This is a genomic window from Paenibacillus sp. AK121, from assembly GCF_019042715.1.
Taxonomy (GTDB): domain Bacteria; phylum Bacillota; class Bacilli; order Paenibacillales; family Paenibacillaceae; genus Paenibacillus; species Paenibacillus polymyxa_C.
Genome location: NZ_JAHPJM010000003.1, coordinates 65,147 through 80,188 on the forward strand (window position 1 = coordinate 65,147; position 15,042 = coordinate 80,188).

General features: G+C 43.4%; 15 protein-coding genes. 3 read left to right on the forward strand and 12 right to left on the reverse strand.

Features of this window, described 5'->3' with window-relative positions; genetic code table 11:
- The first annotated feature begins 369 nt into the window (after positions 1-369).
- Positions 370-1,857 (forward strand): ribosomal protection-like ABC-F family protein, encoded by a 1,488-nt coding sequence (gene abc-f / locus KSP24_RS06575; protein WP_216974755.1) that lies wholly within the window; start codon positions 370-372, stop codon positions 1,855-1,857.
- A gap of 697 nt (positions 1,858-2,554) precedes the next feature.
- Here the strand turns inward: abc-f and KSP24_RS06580 are convergent.
- The 5 genes from KSP24_RS06580 to KSP24_RS06600 all read right to left on the reverse strand — a co-directional run bounded on the left by KSP24_RS06580 (position 2,555) and on the right by KSP24_RS06600 (position 5,976).
- Positions 2,555-2,761, reverse strand: a complete 207-nt coding sequence (locus tag KSP24_RS06580) for a hypothetical protein (RefSeq protein ID WP_216974756.1) — start codon at positions 2,759-2,761, stop codon at positions 2,555-2,557.
- 291 nt (positions 2,762-3,052) lie between these two features.
- Positions 3,053-3,352 (reverse strand): IS110 family transposase, encoded by a 300-nt coding sequence (locus KSP24_RS06585; protein WP_216974757.1) that lies wholly within the window; start codon positions 3,350-3,352, stop codon positions 3,053-3,055.
- Positions 3,319-3,669 carry a hypothetical protein gene (locus tag KSP24_RS06590; protein WP_216974758.1) on the reverse strand — a complete coding sequence of 117 codons (351 nt, stop codon included), beginning with the start codon at positions 3,667-3,669 and terminating at the stop codon, positions 3,319-3,321. Before KSP24_RS06590 ends, KSP24_RS06585 begins: the two co-directional genes overlap by 34 nt.
- Before the next feature lie 175 nt (positions 3,670-3,844).
- Positions 3,845-4,663, reverse strand: coding sequence for an alpha/beta fold hydrolase (locus tag KSP24_RS06595; RefSeq protein ID WP_058829666.1), 819 nt, complete (start codon positions 4,661-4,663; stop codon positions 3,845-3,847).
- A gap of 395 nt (positions 4,664-5,058) precedes the next feature.
- Positions 5,059-5,976, reverse strand: coding sequence for a prenyltransferase/squalene oxidase repeat-containing protein (locus tag KSP24_RS06600; RefSeq protein ID WP_216974759.1), 918 nt, complete (start codon positions 5,974-5,976; stop codon positions 5,059-5,061).
- Between the two features lie 1,244 nt (positions 5,977-7,220).
- Here KSP24_RS06600 and KSP24_RS25210 point away from each other — a divergent pair.
- On the forward strand, positions 7,221-7,412 hold the full coding sequence (locus tag KSP24_RS25210) for a hypothetical protein (protein ID WP_228392861.1): 192 nt from the start codon (positions 7,221-7,223) through the stop codon (positions 7,410-7,412).
- Positions 7,413-7,647: 235 nt separating this feature from the next.
- On the forward strand, positions 7,648-7,869 hold the full coding sequence (locus KSP24_RS06610) for a DUF6199 family natural product biosynthesis protein (RefSeq protein ID WP_216974760.1): 222 nt from the start codon (positions 7,648-7,650) through the stop codon (positions 7,867-7,869).
- Positions 7,870-7,947: 78 nt separating this feature from the next.
- On the opposite strand, the gene glnA is transcribed toward KSP24_RS06610, so the two are convergent.
- From glnA to KSP24_RS06645, 7 genes are all read right to left on the reverse strand, one after another.
- Positions 7,948-9,276, reverse strand: coding sequence for a type I glutamate--ammonia ligase (gene glnA / locus KSP24_RS06615; RefSeq protein ID WP_013371539.1), 1,329 nt, complete (start codon positions 9,274-9,276; stop codon positions 7,948-7,950).
- Between the two features lie 115 nt (positions 9,277-9,391).
- Complete coding sequence (locus tag KSP24_RS06620) at positions 9,392-9,805, reverse strand: MerR family transcriptional regulator (RefSeq protein ID WP_007430683.1); 414 nt, start codon at positions 9,803-9,805, stop codon at positions 9,392-9,394.
- A gap of 83 nt (positions 9,806-9,888) precedes the next feature.
- Positions 9,889-11,142, reverse strand: coding sequence for a methionine gamma-lyase family protein (locus KSP24_RS06625; RefSeq protein ID WP_216974761.1), 1,254 nt, complete (start codon positions 11,140-11,142; stop codon positions 9,889-9,891).
- Between the two features lie 112 nt (positions 11,143-11,254).
- On the reverse strand, positions 11,255-12,541 hold the full coding sequence (hflX, locus tag KSP24_RS06630) for a GTPase HflX (RefSeq protein WP_013371541.1): 1,287 nt from the start codon (positions 12,539-12,541) through the stop codon (positions 11,255-11,257).
- 112 nt (positions 12,542-12,653) lie between these two features.
- On the reverse strand, positions 12,654-13,637 hold the full coding sequence (locus tag KSP24_RS06635) for an AAA family ATPase (protein ID WP_016822094.1): 984 nt from the start codon (positions 13,635-13,637) through the stop codon (positions 12,654-12,656).
- Between the two features lie 114 nt (positions 13,638-13,751).
- Positions 13,752-14,447, reverse strand: a complete 696-nt coding sequence (locus KSP24_RS06640; protein ID WP_216974762.1) for a YdcF family protein — start codon at positions 14,445-14,447, stop codon at positions 13,752-13,754.
- Positions 14,444-15,001 carry a ribonuclease FAU-1 family protein gene (locus KSP24_RS06645; RefSeq protein ID WP_013371544.1) on the reverse strand — a complete coding sequence of 186 codons (558 nt, stop codon included), beginning with the start codon at positions 14,999-15,001 and terminating at the stop codon, positions 14,444-14,446. The genes KSP24_RS06640 and KSP24_RS06645 overlap by 4 nt, the downstream gene beginning before the upstream one ends.
- Positions 15,002-15,042: the final 41 nt, after the last annotated feature.

A 15,042-nucleotide genomic window follows, 5' to 3' on the forward strand; every position in this document is an offset into this window, starting at 1 on the left:
AGATAGTTGAAAAACAGTAATCAATCTAAGGAGCATGTCGACCTACGCGAGGCTTCATCCTAAATGAAACTAACGCAGGTTGTAGTTAAATTACTATTGTGATAAACTGGATGTAATTTGATGATGGGAGTTGAACGGATACATGTAGAACTTTCTTGCTTCGAGATCACGAAAAGAACGGACTCAGCGATTGGCTAGGGTCGTTTTATTTCGTCTCTGCAAGAAAGGTCTGCGTTTCGTTTGCGCTCCCTCTCCGGACAGTCATATGGCCCCCTTGTAATGGGGTCTTATTTCCTCGTATGGATTAGAGCCGCAAGAAAGCACCTTTCTTGCGGCTCTTTTTTATTTCCAAACGAAAGGATGATTGCCATGCCCGCCATTCAGGTAACCAATCTTACTTTTGCCTATCCAGGCAGCTATGACCCTATATTCGAAAATGTTCATTTTCAAATTGATACAGACTGGAAGTTGGGCTTTACAGGACGAAACGGTCGGGGTAAAACGACGTTCTTAAACCTGCTGCAGGGGAAGTACGAATACAGCGGTACGATCTCCACACCAGTCGCCTTTGATTATTTTCCGTTTCCCGTCGAACATCCGGAGTATTTGACTTTAGATGTCGTCGAAGAGATCGTGCCAAGCTATGAGAACTGGAAGCTGATGCGTGAACTGAACCTGCTTAAGGTTTCAGAAGACGTGTTGTACCGACCATTCGAATCGCTGTCCCAAGGAGAACAGACGAAGGTATTGCTGGCTGTGCTATTCATCCAAGACAATCGATTTCTGCTCATCGACGAGCCGACCAATCATCTCGATTTGCACGCACGCAAGCTTGTCGCCGATTATCTGAATACGAAGCGTGGTTTTATTCTTGTTTCACACGACCGTGCTTTTCTCGACCGCTGCGTGGATCATATTCTGTCGATCAACAAAACGAATATTGAAATCCAAAAAGGCAACTTCTCCAGCTGGTGGACGAACAAAACTCGCCAGGATACATTCGAAATGGCACAAAACGAAAAGCTGTACAAAGACATACAGCGTTTATCAGCATCCGCTAAACGTACTAGTAGCTGGTCTTTCGAGACCGAAAAATCGAAAAACGGCACACGAAATTCCGGTTCCAAACTTGACAAGGGGTACGTCGGACATAAGGCAGCCAAAATGATGAAACGCTCAAAATCCATCGAACAGCGGCAACACACTGCTTTAGAGGAAAAATCGAAACTGCTCCGAAATATCGAACAGTCAGAAAGCCTTGCGATCTCTCAGCTCGTGTATCCCAAATCGGAATTGGCGATACTGGATCACGTTACGATTTACTACGGGGAAAGAGCAGTATGCAAGAACGTTAGTCTGACGATTGAACCAGGAGATCGGATTGCAATTTCAGGTCCAAATGGTTCAGGTAAGTCTAGCTTGCTTCACCTGCTCAACGCTGAGGAGCTGTACTATACAGGTACGTTTCAACGAGATCCGCAGCTTCGCGTTTCCTATGTATCCCAGAATACTTCTCATTTGCGAGGTACGCTTTCCGATTATGCAGCAGAGCACAGAATTGACGAAAGCTTATTTAAAGCCGTGTTGCGTAAGCTAGATTTCGCTCGCATCCAGTTTGAGAAGGATATATCGGCGTTTAGCGGCGGGCAGAAGAAGAAAGTTCTGATCGCGAGAAGCCTATGTGAGGAGGCTCATCTGCATATTTGGGACGAACCGCTCAACTTTGTCGATGTGATTTCCCGGATGCAAATTGAGGAGCTGCTGCTTGAATACACGCCCACCATTGTATTCGTAGAGCATGATCGGGAATTTCATGACCGGGTCGCCACGAAAACGATTGAACTCGGTGGGGATTAGAATTTTACAAATTGAATTGGATTAAGACATGATTTCAACGATAGAAAGCTTTGTTCAACAACTTTTATGAAAAGGAAAAAGATTGAACTAAAGGCACACGATAGTTCAATCGAACATCGGCAGTCTAGGATTTTATTTTTTCGTCCATTGCTGCCGATGTTTTTATTGAAGACAGTTTAATAGTTATCTTACTAAGACTAAGAAGCTTATATTATTTTACAGTGGGTTTTGCTTCTTCTACTCTACTCTCACTGTCCATTTTGGGAAATTCCGCTTCAAATGCTATTGCAAAACAGACAATTGGATCAATAAAATTTGATCAAGAAAGTATAAGCCAACTTGTTTTAGCTGTTTGTGACTTTTACCAGCAACCGAGATTACAATGTCGCCAAAGTAATATAAGTTTGGTAATCCCCCAATTGAAAGAAAAAATATTGAGTGAGTTGAATTTGTATTTGCTTAAGAGTGTAGAAAACTTATATACAGATATGGAGAAAAATTTATTCATATCTATTTATGCGAACGTAATCTATGAGGCTGGTTATTTATGGGCTTCCGGTCATGCTCTCAATAGTAGCCTCTTCATCCATTTTGGATTCAGTTTGAATGAGCATAACTTCAGCGCCGTCAGTTCCGCGATATGATTTTCTAATAATCAGACCATACTTACCTTTTATAGCGGTTGTATTTAATGGTTTCAAGCTGTGCTCTTCAGCCGCTGCTGTTTATGCGAGTCTCCCTGCACTAGGTTGAGAATATGGATATCTTCTGCTTTCGCCTTAGCCGATATCTGTGATGGAGCTTCCGATTCGGCAGCATATGAACTATAAACAAATGCACCTATTACGAGTGCGCCACCCAATGCTACAGCCACTAATTGTTGTTTCCACGCAAGTCCCTCCATGGTTTCTTCCAGCCTACTTAATTGCTTCTGGACTCAAATAGGAGGGATACCATCCCTACAAGGACTATGCTTTGTGTTATGCTCCTTTTTTTTATTATTGGCCCAATCAAGTAATGTTTGTTTCAACTGATTTGCCTTCTCTCCTACCCAATCTTTCGAATGAGACTTTCCTGTTTGTTCCTCAATGATAGATTCTACCTTTTCAAACTCGTTGTTCAGACAACTCTGCAGCACTCTAAGGGCAGTAGCTGAGAAGAGATTTCCGAACACCTTCTCAAACGCAGGAAATACCTAATCCAGTAAAGCTCTCGAGTTTAGCTTTGCCTGAACATACATCGAGGTTATAAACACATGTTGTCTCGTCACATGCTGTAGCTCGGTGTACAACTCGTCCCATGTACGATGTGGCGTTACATCACCCCGATAGTACATGTCGGCCAAGTGCCATGCATCTGCAGCGTCGGTTTTTACTTTTCGCAGTTGCGTGTTTCTCGCACGTTTAGATTGAAGTGGATTGATTATAAAATGCCTGTACTCCTTACGTATTAAATAGGAAACTAATCCTCGATGGTAATGGCCGGTTGCTTCCAAAATAATAACAGGCTCCTGCCCGAGAGTACCTTCAATTCATCAAGTAATTCTCCTAATCGTTCAAAACCGCTCCCCTCGTGCGTAATACTCTCCAATATTCCGTAAGGTTCATTTCTTCCTAGAAAAGCCTGAACGACGCTGGCTCCTTTAGCCACATCTAATCCTACAACCGGCTCCATAACACACTCCCTAATTTTAAAGTTGCCGTCACTCCCACGATGTTCCAACCCCATAGCTTCGCTTGTGATATGATACGAGATCCCTGTCTCAACCAGCTCAAACATGGTCATTGGGGGCAGTGAGAGAACTGTTTTCACGACGGGGCCCGCCCCAATAAAGTCCACGTTCTCTCGGCTACCGCCATCATATGACGCCTAAGAAAAAAGGCCAACCAGAAATCTCTGGTTGACCTAATAATACGAAATAAAGTCCTAGACTGTCGCTATTGCACTGAACTAACGTATCCCGTTAGTTCAATGGATTAATATACAACTAAAATCCAAACTCTGTTACTCTTTCAAGCCACTCACGCATAAGTGACTCAAATAATAGAGTCTGTTCAATCTGAAGATTATGGCCTGCTCGATCTAGAACGGCAAAGGTTGCTCTAGGATAATTGTCTAAAATTCTAAAAGCATCTATGTAACCAACAACTGCATCTTGTCGCCCAAGAGTAAATACTGTTGGTTTATCGAAAACTAATTCATCTATATTGGTGGAAAATCCATAGTTTCTTTGAATCTTGTTAAGAAAATCAAAGTCAGCGATCTTACAACCTGACACGATCTCTTCTGAATACCTTTTCCAATTATATTCATTGAGGACGACTTGATTTGCGCTAAAATCGCTTATTTGCTCTTCACTTAAGGTGTCCATAAACTCGCGATCACAATGAACAACAAAATGCTCGGGAAGTATTCTTCTTTTGTGTTCAGGAATAATTAATGGACAAATCAGTGCAGCCCCACCAATACGATCTTTATGTCTATTAATTATTCCTCTTGTAATATATCCACCGTATGATTCGCCTGCTATGAGATAATCTTGGTTTGGGACAAGAGTTTCAATAAAATTTATAACTGTTTCTAGCATATCATCTGAATTACATATTTGATCGTAATCCTTTGTTTGTCCCATTCCAGGCAGGTCAAGATAGATACGACGCCAATTGGAATTATCTTCAAATATCGGTTCCATGCACCCACTCATTAACCGATGGTCTGGTGTAAAACCATGGATCATTATAATTGGTTTGCCTTTACCAATTTCCTCGTAATATATATTGGCATTCTTGACTTTACAATATGGCATACAGACTCCTCCAAAATTGAGTTATTATTATAATATTCTTACACTAAAGAAGAATCTACATGTTTTATCAAGCAAACCAGATCTCCTTTCCGTTTCGTTTTGATTATATACGCATATATAATATATGTAAAGAACACTTGTTCTCGTTCTCGTTTCCGGAGTTAAACTAACCTGCCCGTTAGCGTAACAAACCTGCCATTGAATCCACGGCAGCCTCATGGTTTAGTTTATTGAGCTACCTTAACAAAGACCTCTTCTTTTGCTTCCCGTTTTACGGCTTCAATCAGTGTTTAGACAATCATTTTACATATTTGAAATTTACAATTTTTCCCTCTAAACCTTCCTCATCCTGGTCCCTTCCTCTTCCACCATGAGCTCCCTTCTAAAGGAAGTCTTTATGCATAGGTATACTCCGGTCCCAATCGTTCGATAACTCGATCTAACTGTCTGGTTAGATAAGGCGAAACGTCACCAATGCCAGACACTGCTTCTAACAAGGGAAAGGATTGCCCACCCCACGGGCCTTGTGGATCAAAGACTTGTCTACCGATTCGCAAGCCTTCTGTTTCCCTGAAGATGTTCAATCGTTCCAATCCTTCAATAAGCAGCCCGACCGGCAGCGTTTTGTTCCTACGTCGGGACCATTCTGCCAAGAAGGACATGCCACGTAATATATCATATTCAAAAAACCTCGGAAAACAAGGCTTCAGCCATTCCATATCGATGACGCTTCTATTTTGTTTAGAACATACAAGACGATGCTCAATTAAATAACGTGCGCCTTCATCTAAGAAAACGGCTTCCTGTTCAGTAAATTCACGGTCAGTATGCCATAAGATAGCTTCAAGCGGAGGAAGTGTTGAAACAATAGAGCTCTTTTTTGAATGAATATAAGCTTCAGGGTCGCAGTTCAGCCCGCCATCAGGTAACTGATGCTTTAAGAGCCATTCACGAATCCAAGGCAGTTCCTTGTCCAAATCACAGCCATACGCCATTAGAATCATATAGTATACGGCAAGTTCACAATGGCAGCAATCCATCTGCATCTTGTCGCTTTCACTTGTTGGATGGTCATCGGGGGATATTATGAAGGTCGGCCAAACCTGAGTTTCGAGTAAATATTTTGCTCCAGTAATAGCAGACTCGGGAATTAGTTTCACCTCTCCCATTTCATAAAGAGCAGCCATATGCCACCAAGCTCCATCCCATTTTCGACGGCTGCACTCGCCGTGAGTCAACCCTAAATGCGGAGTAGATTCAAGGAACTGTATAGATTCTTCGATTGCTAAACGAATATTTTTATTTGTTTGCATCTGAGTATCTCCTTTTGATTACCTCTACTTCACGCTTCAGTAAGCAACGCCTCACCTCGTATACCTTCTACTCTTAAAAAATTCGATATGTTATTTAACTATCCTGCCCATTAGCTAAATAGAGCATCGTCAGAATATTACTTTATTTTTCAGTCTAGAACTTTATCTTCCCCTGACGCCTATAATAAAGACCGCAAAGGCTTAAGCTCTTTGCTTCTGGCATTCTAAGTCCAATTTCTCCTTCTTGGTTTCGCCCCCGACCATAGTCGATCATCACAAAATCCAATGTTCGGTTGACAGACTTTTTGCTAAATTTTTCTATGACCTTGCGTCTTTGTCAGCGAATGTTGTGGCCAATATACCATGAATACCTTTCTTATACTCTCTACTCATATACTGTTGAGCTTTTAGATACAAAAGCTTTGCAGCAAGCCTTTCATGCACATCTCTAATGTTAGAGATTGCAAAACGGATATTGTTTGTAATGAGGAGATAGAACTTGTAATGACCTGTTACCCTTTAGAGCTATCCACATCCAGAATGCCACCCAAGGGTGAGCCATCATCCAATCAGCTTATGGTCATGAGCGGCCACGCTCCACGGAATCGCTTATACTCTTCTATTCTTTTAGGCTGTAATAGCTGAGCTCATGTTCAGGTTGCACACACTTTGACCTTTTATTGTCGTGATAACCGTAGACCTTCAACAGACTTCTTGAGCCTGGCTATCTCGTTATCCTTTTGTTGCATAAGGGTTTCAACGGCGATTAAATCATCGTTCTAGCCCTTAGCCACCTGTTGAAATCTCTATACCCCCTTTCTATATCTGGCTGCTGTGGTGGGTCTGGATCAATCCTTCCACTATTGAATGGTTGTTGCTCCACATCTCATTTATATGTTTTTCCACACTCATCCGCCGTCTCGGCTCCATCCACTCTTTGCAGCATCAAAAGGCATTTTACAGTCATATACAATTAAAAATCCCTTTCCGCATTACTGTAAGTACACTGTCCGAATGCGTACACGCCTCTTCTTTCATCCGTAGGAGTATTTTTTTAAATCGAAATCAACATTTTCAATGAGGAAGAAACCTCTGCATCTGGCATCATTACAACGATGCTTCGACAGACATTGTATAAGGCTGTTTTCTCTTTCTTTATTCCCTATGAGCTAAAATATGATATATCCTTACTGCCCTCAACAATGAATATGTTCTGCATAAACTATCAAAAAGGAGATGAGAACATGACTAGATTGTTAGATGCTCGAACATCTCAAAACGCAAGTTACGGTAATACGATCTCAATTCCCTTGCCAGCCAATACTGCTGGTGCCATCGCGGAGCTTGGTTTAGATGTAACGGAATGCCCTTTACTCTGTGAGTGTCTCCGAAACAAACCCAAACGCTGTACAAGTCGTCACCATCAATGCTTCTGATTACAATATCCCTCTACCACCATCAAATGAATTGGTATATACCTTATATATATTTTGCACAGCAGATGCTACCCGAATAGGAATAGAAAGTTTTAATGCTGTTGCCTACTCGGATTAAAATTCACCGTAACATGGAGGGCAAAGCCCTCATATTTTTGTTTCATCTGCTCTTGGAGACAATAATTTCTATCTGTCGTTCATTTTTTGGTATAATTTACTTAAAGGGGGTGATCCAATGGGAATTATGCTTATTCTTATTGCTATTATTTTTTTCGCGCTTGGTATTTTAAGTAAACGGAAACCCACTTGGGGATGGCGTGCAAACGAAGCCTGGAAAATCAAAGGTGACTCAGAACCAAGCGACGCTTACATTGATGACATGAAATTTAGGGGCTCTGTATCTATTCTCTTTGGTTTCTTTTTCTTAGCGTGTGGACTTTTGATTATCTTTCTGTAAGCTCTGCGATCTGTTATTAGTCATCACCCTCAAACAAAAAAATCCCTCAACGCTTAGAGCGCCAAGGGATTCCACATTTTAGTAAAGCGTCAGATATTGATCACGTTCCCATTGATGTACTTGGGTTCTGTACATATCCCATTCAATTTCCTTAAGTTCATAGAAGTAAGCCAGAGCATGATCACCCAGTGCGTCAGAGATCACCTCGCTCCGAATAAGCTCAGACAGAGCTTCTTTCAGGTCTGCAGGCAGACTAGGAATGCCTTCTTCAATTCGCTCTTCCTCGGACATCACGTAGATGTTGCGATCGATTGGGGCTGGCAAAGCCATCTGACGTTTGATACCATCCAAACCTGCTCTCAGCATTACAGCCAAGGCTAGATAAGGATTCGCTGCCGGGTCAGGGTTCCGAACTTCGACGCGAGTGCTCAGGCCACGAGATGCGGGGATCCGAATCATCGGACTGCGATTGCTTGCAGACCAAGCAACATAACAAGGCGCTTCATAACCTGGTACGAGACGTTTGTAGGAATTTACTGTTGGATTCGTGATCGCTGCCATTGCACGTGCATGTTTAAGAATACCTGCCATATAGTGGCGAGCTGTCTGGCTTAATCCGAGTTCATCCGTCTCATCATAAAATACGTTTTCATTGTCCTTAAACAACGATTGGTTGCAGTGCATACCGGAACCATTCACGCCGAACAAAGGTTTTGGCATAAAGGTTGCATGCAAACCATGCTGACGAGCAATGGTCTTAACAACGAGCTTGAACGTTTGAATCTGATCGGCAGCTTTAACTGCATCTGCATATTTAAAGTCAATCTCATGCTGACCAGGTGCGACCTCATGGTGGGATGCTTCAATTTCGAAGCCCATCTCTTCAAGCTTAAGAACAATTTCACGACGGCAGTTCTCACCCAGATCCATTGGAGCCAGGTCAAAATATCCGCCTTGGTCATTCAGTTCTGTGGTTGGATCGCCTTTTTCATCGGTTTTGAACAAGAAGAATTCAGGTTCTGGTCCGACATTCATCGAAGTGTATCCCATTTCTTCAGCTTCCTTAAGTACACGTTTCAAGATCCCCCGCGGGTCACCTGCAAATGGAGAGCCGTCTGGCTTGTAAATATCGCAGATCAAACGAGCTACACGATCTGAGGTTACCCATGGGAATACAACCCAAGTGTCCAAATCTGGATATAAGTACATGTCAGATTCTTCGATACGTACATAGCCTTCTATGGAAGAACCGTCAAACATCATTTTGTTATCCAAAGCTTTTTCCAGCTGGCTAACAGGAATTTCAACGTTCTTAATGGTGCCCAGCAAATCTGTAAACTGCAAACGAATAAAACGAACATTTTCTTCTTTCGCAATCCTAATGATATCTTCTCTGGTATAACTCACACTAACCTCTCCCTTTCTGTAACGACTATATGCAAATCGGCTGTATCATAAATGACTTAAATGATGAGACCGTTTTTAAGTAGAATAAACTTATGCCAAAAGGTAAGCCACAGCATTATCTTTTGTTGAAAAACCGTGATAATTCGCCTTGGATCAAAGATACCTGTCCTGGTCTTTTGCCTGCAACAAGTTGTTGCTTCAACAAACGATGAAGCTGAGTGTCGGACATTTCACGGCGTTTGACTTCCGTATCTGCAGTAATAACTGTAGCTTCCTCCGATTCCTTGGTAACCGGATTCATGACTTGTTTAATTCCTGCAATGTTTACACCCTTCTCGATCAACGCCTTAATTTCGAGCAGACGCTCTACATCATTAAATGAAAAAAGTCGTTGGTTACCTGATGTACGGGCAGGAACTATCAAATTATGCTGCTCATAATAACGAATCTGACGTGCTGACAAGTCCGTTAGCTTCATGACAATACCTATTGGAAACAAGGCCATATTTCTGCGAATTTCGTCGCCCATTTGTCATCAACCTTCCAGTGATCTATTATTCACCTTATTGTACATTTAGCTGATGCAAAGTGTCAATGATATGTTAGAAAAACTCACAATAATTTACGTTCTTTCATCGTTTGCAGAGCCATAAGTACTCCATATTTGACATGAGAGTAGGTTAAACCCCCTTGCATGTAACCAATATAAGGCTCTCGAATCGGAGCATCTGCGGATAATTCCAAACTTCCACCTTGTATGAATGTACCTGCTGCCATAATAACCGGATGCTCATAACCCGGCATATCCCACGGCTCTGGCACCACATGGCTATCCACGGCGGCTGCGCGCTGAATGCCCTGTACAAAAGCAATTAGATGTTCTGCTCCGCTAAAAGAAATGGCCTGAATCAAATCCGTACGCTCTTCATGCCAGGCCGGTTTGGTCTCAAAACCCATTTCCTCAAAGACTGCAGCTGCGAATATACTTCCTTTAACCGCTTGCCCCACCAATGTAGGAGCAAGGAATAGTCCCTGGTATATGCCCCGTGTAGTACCTAGCATCGCTCCTACTTCTCCCCCGATACCGGGTGCTGTTAATCGGTAGGATGCCAGCTCTACATATTGATGTTTGCCGCAGATATATCCACCCGTTTCTGCAATGCCACCACCGGGATTTTTAATCAACGAACCTGCCATCAAATCAACACCGACCTGAGTAGGTTCCAGCTTCTCAGTAAATTCCCCGTAGCAATTGTCTACAAAGACAATAACGTCAGGCTTTATCTTTTTCACTCGTGCCGTCATTTCTTCAATATCTGCCACACTAAAGGAAGCTCTCCAATCATAGCCGCGTGAGCGCTGGATACCAATCACTTTGGTATTGTCATGGATTGCGGACTCCACCGCTTTCCAGTCCACTTTACCTTCTGCTGTCAGCGCTGTCTCTTCATAAGTAACACCAAAGTCCTGCAATGATCCTGTTCCGTCGCCGGGCTTACCAATCACTTTGTGCAAGGTATCATATGGTCGCCCTGTAATGTATAACAACTCATCCCCTGGTCGCAGCACACCAAATAAAGCCGTGGCGATGGTATGCGTTCCCGAGGCAAAATGCGGACGCACCAACGCTGCCTCCGCACCGAACACATCTGCATAGACTTCTTCCAGCACTTCACGCCCCCGGTCATTGTAAGCATATCCCGTTGAACCTGCAAAATGAAAATCGCTCACTTGCTTGCGCTGGAAGGCCTGAATGACCTTCCACTGATTTGCATCTACAATATGATCTATGTGCTGTATACGTTCTTGTATTTTATGTTCTACCGTTTCCTGAATTTGCTGAATTTCCGGACTAAAAACTACCATTTACCTTCTTGACCCTCTCTCTTCCGCAGCCTTAGGCTAATCATGTTATATTGTTGTTCAATTTTGAACGATAAGCATTATCATCTTATTGACCCAAAAACGTCATTAGATGTTAACTTTCTGTGAACTCACTGAGAGCATGACCATACTTTTCGTATTCGCCTCTTTGAATTTCTACCTCATAAATGACATCATTGCCATCATACTCTGTCAGCAGTACATCTCCAATTCGATAAAGCACAGATGTTAAATCCCCACGTTCCGCAGGAATACGGAATCTCAGTGTGTCACCGCTCAGATGCTCCTGAACCAGTTCGCGAATGCGTAGCAAATCCGCTTCATCAAATGCACTGATTTTCAAATAGCCTTCCCCGGAAGGAAGCATTTCCAATTGTTCAGGGGTGCAAGCATCTTTTTTGTTAAACAATACAATCTGAGGCTTGTCCGCAGCCCCAAGCTGTTGCAGAATTGACTCTACAACTTTCATTTGTTCGTCACGCATGTCTGAAGAGGCGTCCACGACATGTAAAATGAGATGGGCCTCATTGGCCTCTTCCAAAGTGGCCCGGAAAGAGGCTACCAAATCATGAGGCAGATTTTGAATAAATCCTACTGTATCTGTGAGAATAACTTCTTTGCCACTCGGCAATTCCATTGTTCTGGAGGTAGGATCGAGCGTTGCAAACAGTTGGTTCTCAATATATACATCGGCAGCTGTCAGTTGCTTCAACAGTGTTGATTTCCCGGCATTCGTATAGCCAACAAGTGCCACCTGAACGATGCCAGCCTTTTGTCTGCGCTCCCTGTGTAAATACCGATGACGCGTCACTTCCTCAAGTTGGCGTTTCAGATCACTAATTCGGTCACGAATGTGACGACGGTCCGTCTCGAGCTTGCTTTCACCAGGACCACGTGTTCCGATTCCGCCACCGAGCCGTGAAAGGTTTTTACCGTGTCCAGACAGTCGAGGCAGTAAGTATGACAACTGCGCCAGTTCAACCTGGATAATACCTTCCCGTGTTTTTGCACGCTGAGCAAATATGTCCAGAATTAACTGTGTTCGGTCAATTATTTTGAGATCCAGGCTCTCTTCCAGATTTCGTACTTGAGCTCCCGAGAGCTCCTGATCAAAAATAGCTGTATTCGCTCCCAATTCTTCAGCAACTGCACGCAATTCATCTACTTTTCCTTTGCCAATAAACCATTTCGAGTCTTTGGATTCCCTATTTTGTGTGAGGACGCTCAGGACTTCAACTCCCGCTGTTTCAGCCAGCTTCACCAGTTCTTCCAGCGAATATTCCGTATTGATGCCAGATCGTTTGACTTCATCCGTAATTAAACTGACCAGTACCGCCTTATCCTGCATTTCGGTTTGTGTATCATGAGTGGAGTTCGCCATATTGTTTGCTCCTTTATTTTCATGTCAACTCTCGAACAGAAACCGACCTGATGTCAGGCCGGCCCTCGTTCGATGTCATACAATTCGATATGATTCAGATTCCTATTATCGCCTATCTTTTGTCCATTTTCAAATCCTCTGGTCGCAACGTCATCAACTCCTGCTTACCGGGTTGCCCGCTCCTGTACTGATTAAGCAGCCTGACAGCTTGGTGTCGAATCGCTTTTTCAATCACATTACGAACATAACGTGCATTACTAAATGCATGGAGACTGTCATTTCGCTCATTTAGCAAATGCTCCTTCATTTTGAGTATAGACTGAGGCATGAGAATATAATCCCTTTCCTTAGCCATCATCTCCGAAATTTGAATGAGCTGATCCACAGTGTAGTCAGGAAAATCCAACTGGATTGGAAAACGAGAAGGAAGACCAGGATTTGTCCGTAAAAAAAAGTCCATTTCTCCCGAATACCCTGCGAGGATCAAAATAAATTGATTTTTTTGGTCTTCCATGGCCTTTACCAGGGTATCAATCGCTTCTTTTCCAAAATCCTTTTCCCCTCCGCGTGCTAAACTGTAAGCCTCATCAATGAACAGCACGCCGCCAAGAGATTTCTTTACCAGGTCCCGCGTTTTTTGTGCGGTGTGGCCGATATACTCACCTACCAAATCAGCCCTTTCCACCTCAATCAGATGGCCCTTACTCAGCACCCCCATTTTTTGCAGCATTTTAGCGATAATGCGGGCTACTGTCGTTTTCCCCGTACCTGGATTTCCTTTGAAAATCATGTGATATACGTGTGCGTTGCTCAACAGACCTGCATCAGTGCGCATGTGGGCGATTTGTAAAAAGGCATATACCTCAAATACCAGCTCTTTGATGTTATCCAAGCCGACGAGATGATCGAGTTCTTTCTGAATTTCCTGATAAAGACTGAGATACTGCGGTAGCGCCTGCGACTTGGTCGAAGCCACTGCTTCCGTCTCGTCCACAGTCACCGAAGCGATCGGCTCCGGGCTACGCAGCACGACATTGATTTGTCTGGAAGGTCTCTCCTCCGACCGCTTGCCCGCGGCGATTCCCCGTCCGTTCATGCATCCATCACCTCAACATTTCTTCAGGCACAGCTTACCCTATTAATGTATTCGGTCCAGCATGTCCTTATTAGCATAAAAGCAACGAGAACGTGCACTAAGCCTTCCCTCAATTCAGGCAATCCAAGTTTGAGCACTGATCCACCACCGTTGCAGCGTCCATTTAGCGTAAGCCAACACTTCTCTTGATTGATGGATTGGCATATTCAGCACTTTGGATTCGGTCAGAGCCATCTGAGGATGATCAAAATTCAAAAATTGAGCAATCTCCATCGCCCGAGGTCCATGATAGCTATGTGTGATGATTACGGTGGAGTTCCAGTCATATTCCTTCATGATACGCTGGCTGTAGAGCAGATTTTCGTAAGTACTGGTCGCCTGGTTTTCTAATAGAATATGCTGTACAGGGACTCCCCTATCTACCAAGTAGTGTTGCATCCCCTCGGCCTCCGTGTACGGAAAATCAGGTTGATCCAGTCCTCCACTTACAATTAGCCGCTGCACCGTCCCGTTGCGATATAACCGCAAGGCTTCTTCTAACCTTTCTTTTAAACCAGGACTGGGTTCAGCTCCCCACATTGAGGCACCTAGTACGATACCAATTTGTGCATGCTGGAGTGGATTGGTAGAGGCAGCTGTATTCATATTCCATACTAGGATACCTGCCCATACGAATCCGACCAAAATAAAAATCATCAAACCAAGTATGAAACGCTTCGATACCATAAATATTTTCCCATTGCGACTTTGCCTGCTTTTTGGCTCATGGCGTTGGGGCCCAGTGCTTTTAATCCACTGCAAAAATTTCACCGTTCTCTCTTAAAATCACCGTTGTGAAACCATTCAGCCCGGTGTTTCAGCGACATTTTAAAATAGGGGAACATATGAGCATCGATCTGATGTAACAAGTCAGCCGCCGTTCGGTTAGCCAATTCTGCTTCTTGCGTAGAAATATGTCCCCGTTGTAGCGCCTCCTCCAGTTCATCCTCATCCACCAGAAAGATTTCACCGTTTTTAAGCACGACCACATCCAAATACAAATCATCAAACCAAGGAACTCCTTGATCGGTTACTCCTTGATTTCGGCAGGTGTCAATGTACCATTCAACGATTTGCTCTCGATTGTCAAACATAGCAGTCACCACATAATGCTTACCTTTGGGATAATATTGTAACCAGGAATAACCTTTATCGGCTATGCAAAACGTATGACCACCATAACTTTTCCATAATGGCTCCTTGAGACTCAAAATAGTATACAGGGTCACATATCCTGTAAACGCATCACTTTCTACATACCGGCAAGCAAACTTGCGATTGGTGATTCTGCGCCAGTTGGCCCGGTCTCCGAATTTGCGCTTCATAAATGATGTTCCTCTCCAACATTGGTAAAACCAGCTTACCA

Excerpts from the sequence above, each read along its gene's own strand:
- KSP24_RS06645 (WP_013371544.1), bottom strand. The coding sequence starts at position 15,001 with ATGAAGCGCAAATTCGGAGACCGGGCCAACTGGCGCAGAATCACCAAT.
- KSP24_RS06610 (WP_216974760.1), top strand. The coding sequence starts at position 7,648 with ATGGGAATTATGCTTATTCTTATTGCTATTATTTTTTTCGCGCTTGGT.
- KSP24_RS06580 (WP_216974756.1), bottom strand. The coding sequence starts at position 2,761 with ATGGAGGGACTTGCGTGGAAACAACAATTAGTGGCTGTAGCATTGGGT.
- KSP24_RS06625 (WP_216974761.1), bottom strand. The coding sequence starts at position 11,142 with ATGGTAGTTTTTAGTCCGGAAATTCAGCAAATTCAGGAAACGGTAGAA.
- KSP24_RS06600 (WP_216974759.1), bottom strand. The coding sequence starts at position 5,976 with ATGCAAACAAATAAAAATATTCGTTTAGCAATCGAAGAATCTATACAG.
- KSP24_RS25210 (WP_228392861.1), top strand. The coding sequence starts at position 7,221 with ATGACTAGATTGTTAGATGCTCGAACATCTCAAAACGCAAGTTACGGT.
- KSP24_RS06620 (WP_007430683.1), bottom strand. The coding sequence starts at position 9,805 with ATGGGCGACGAAATTCGCAGAAATATGGCCTTGTTTCCAATAGGTATT.
- hflX (WP_013371541.1), bottom strand. The coding sequence starts at position 12,541 with ATGGCGAACTCCACTCATGATACACAAACCGAAATGCAGGATAAGGCG.
- abc-f (WP_216974755.1), top strand. The coding sequence starts at position 370 with ATGCCCGCCATTCAGGTAACCAATCTTACTTTTGCCTATCCAGGCAGC.
- KSP24_RS06635 (WP_016822094.1), bottom strand. The coding sequence starts at position 13,637 with ATGAACGGACGGGGAATCGCCGCGGGCAAGCGGTCGGAGGAGAGACCT.
- KSP24_RS06595 (WP_058829666.1), bottom strand. The coding sequence starts at position 4,663 with ATGCCATATTGTAAAGTCAAGAATGCCAATATATATTACGAGGAAATT.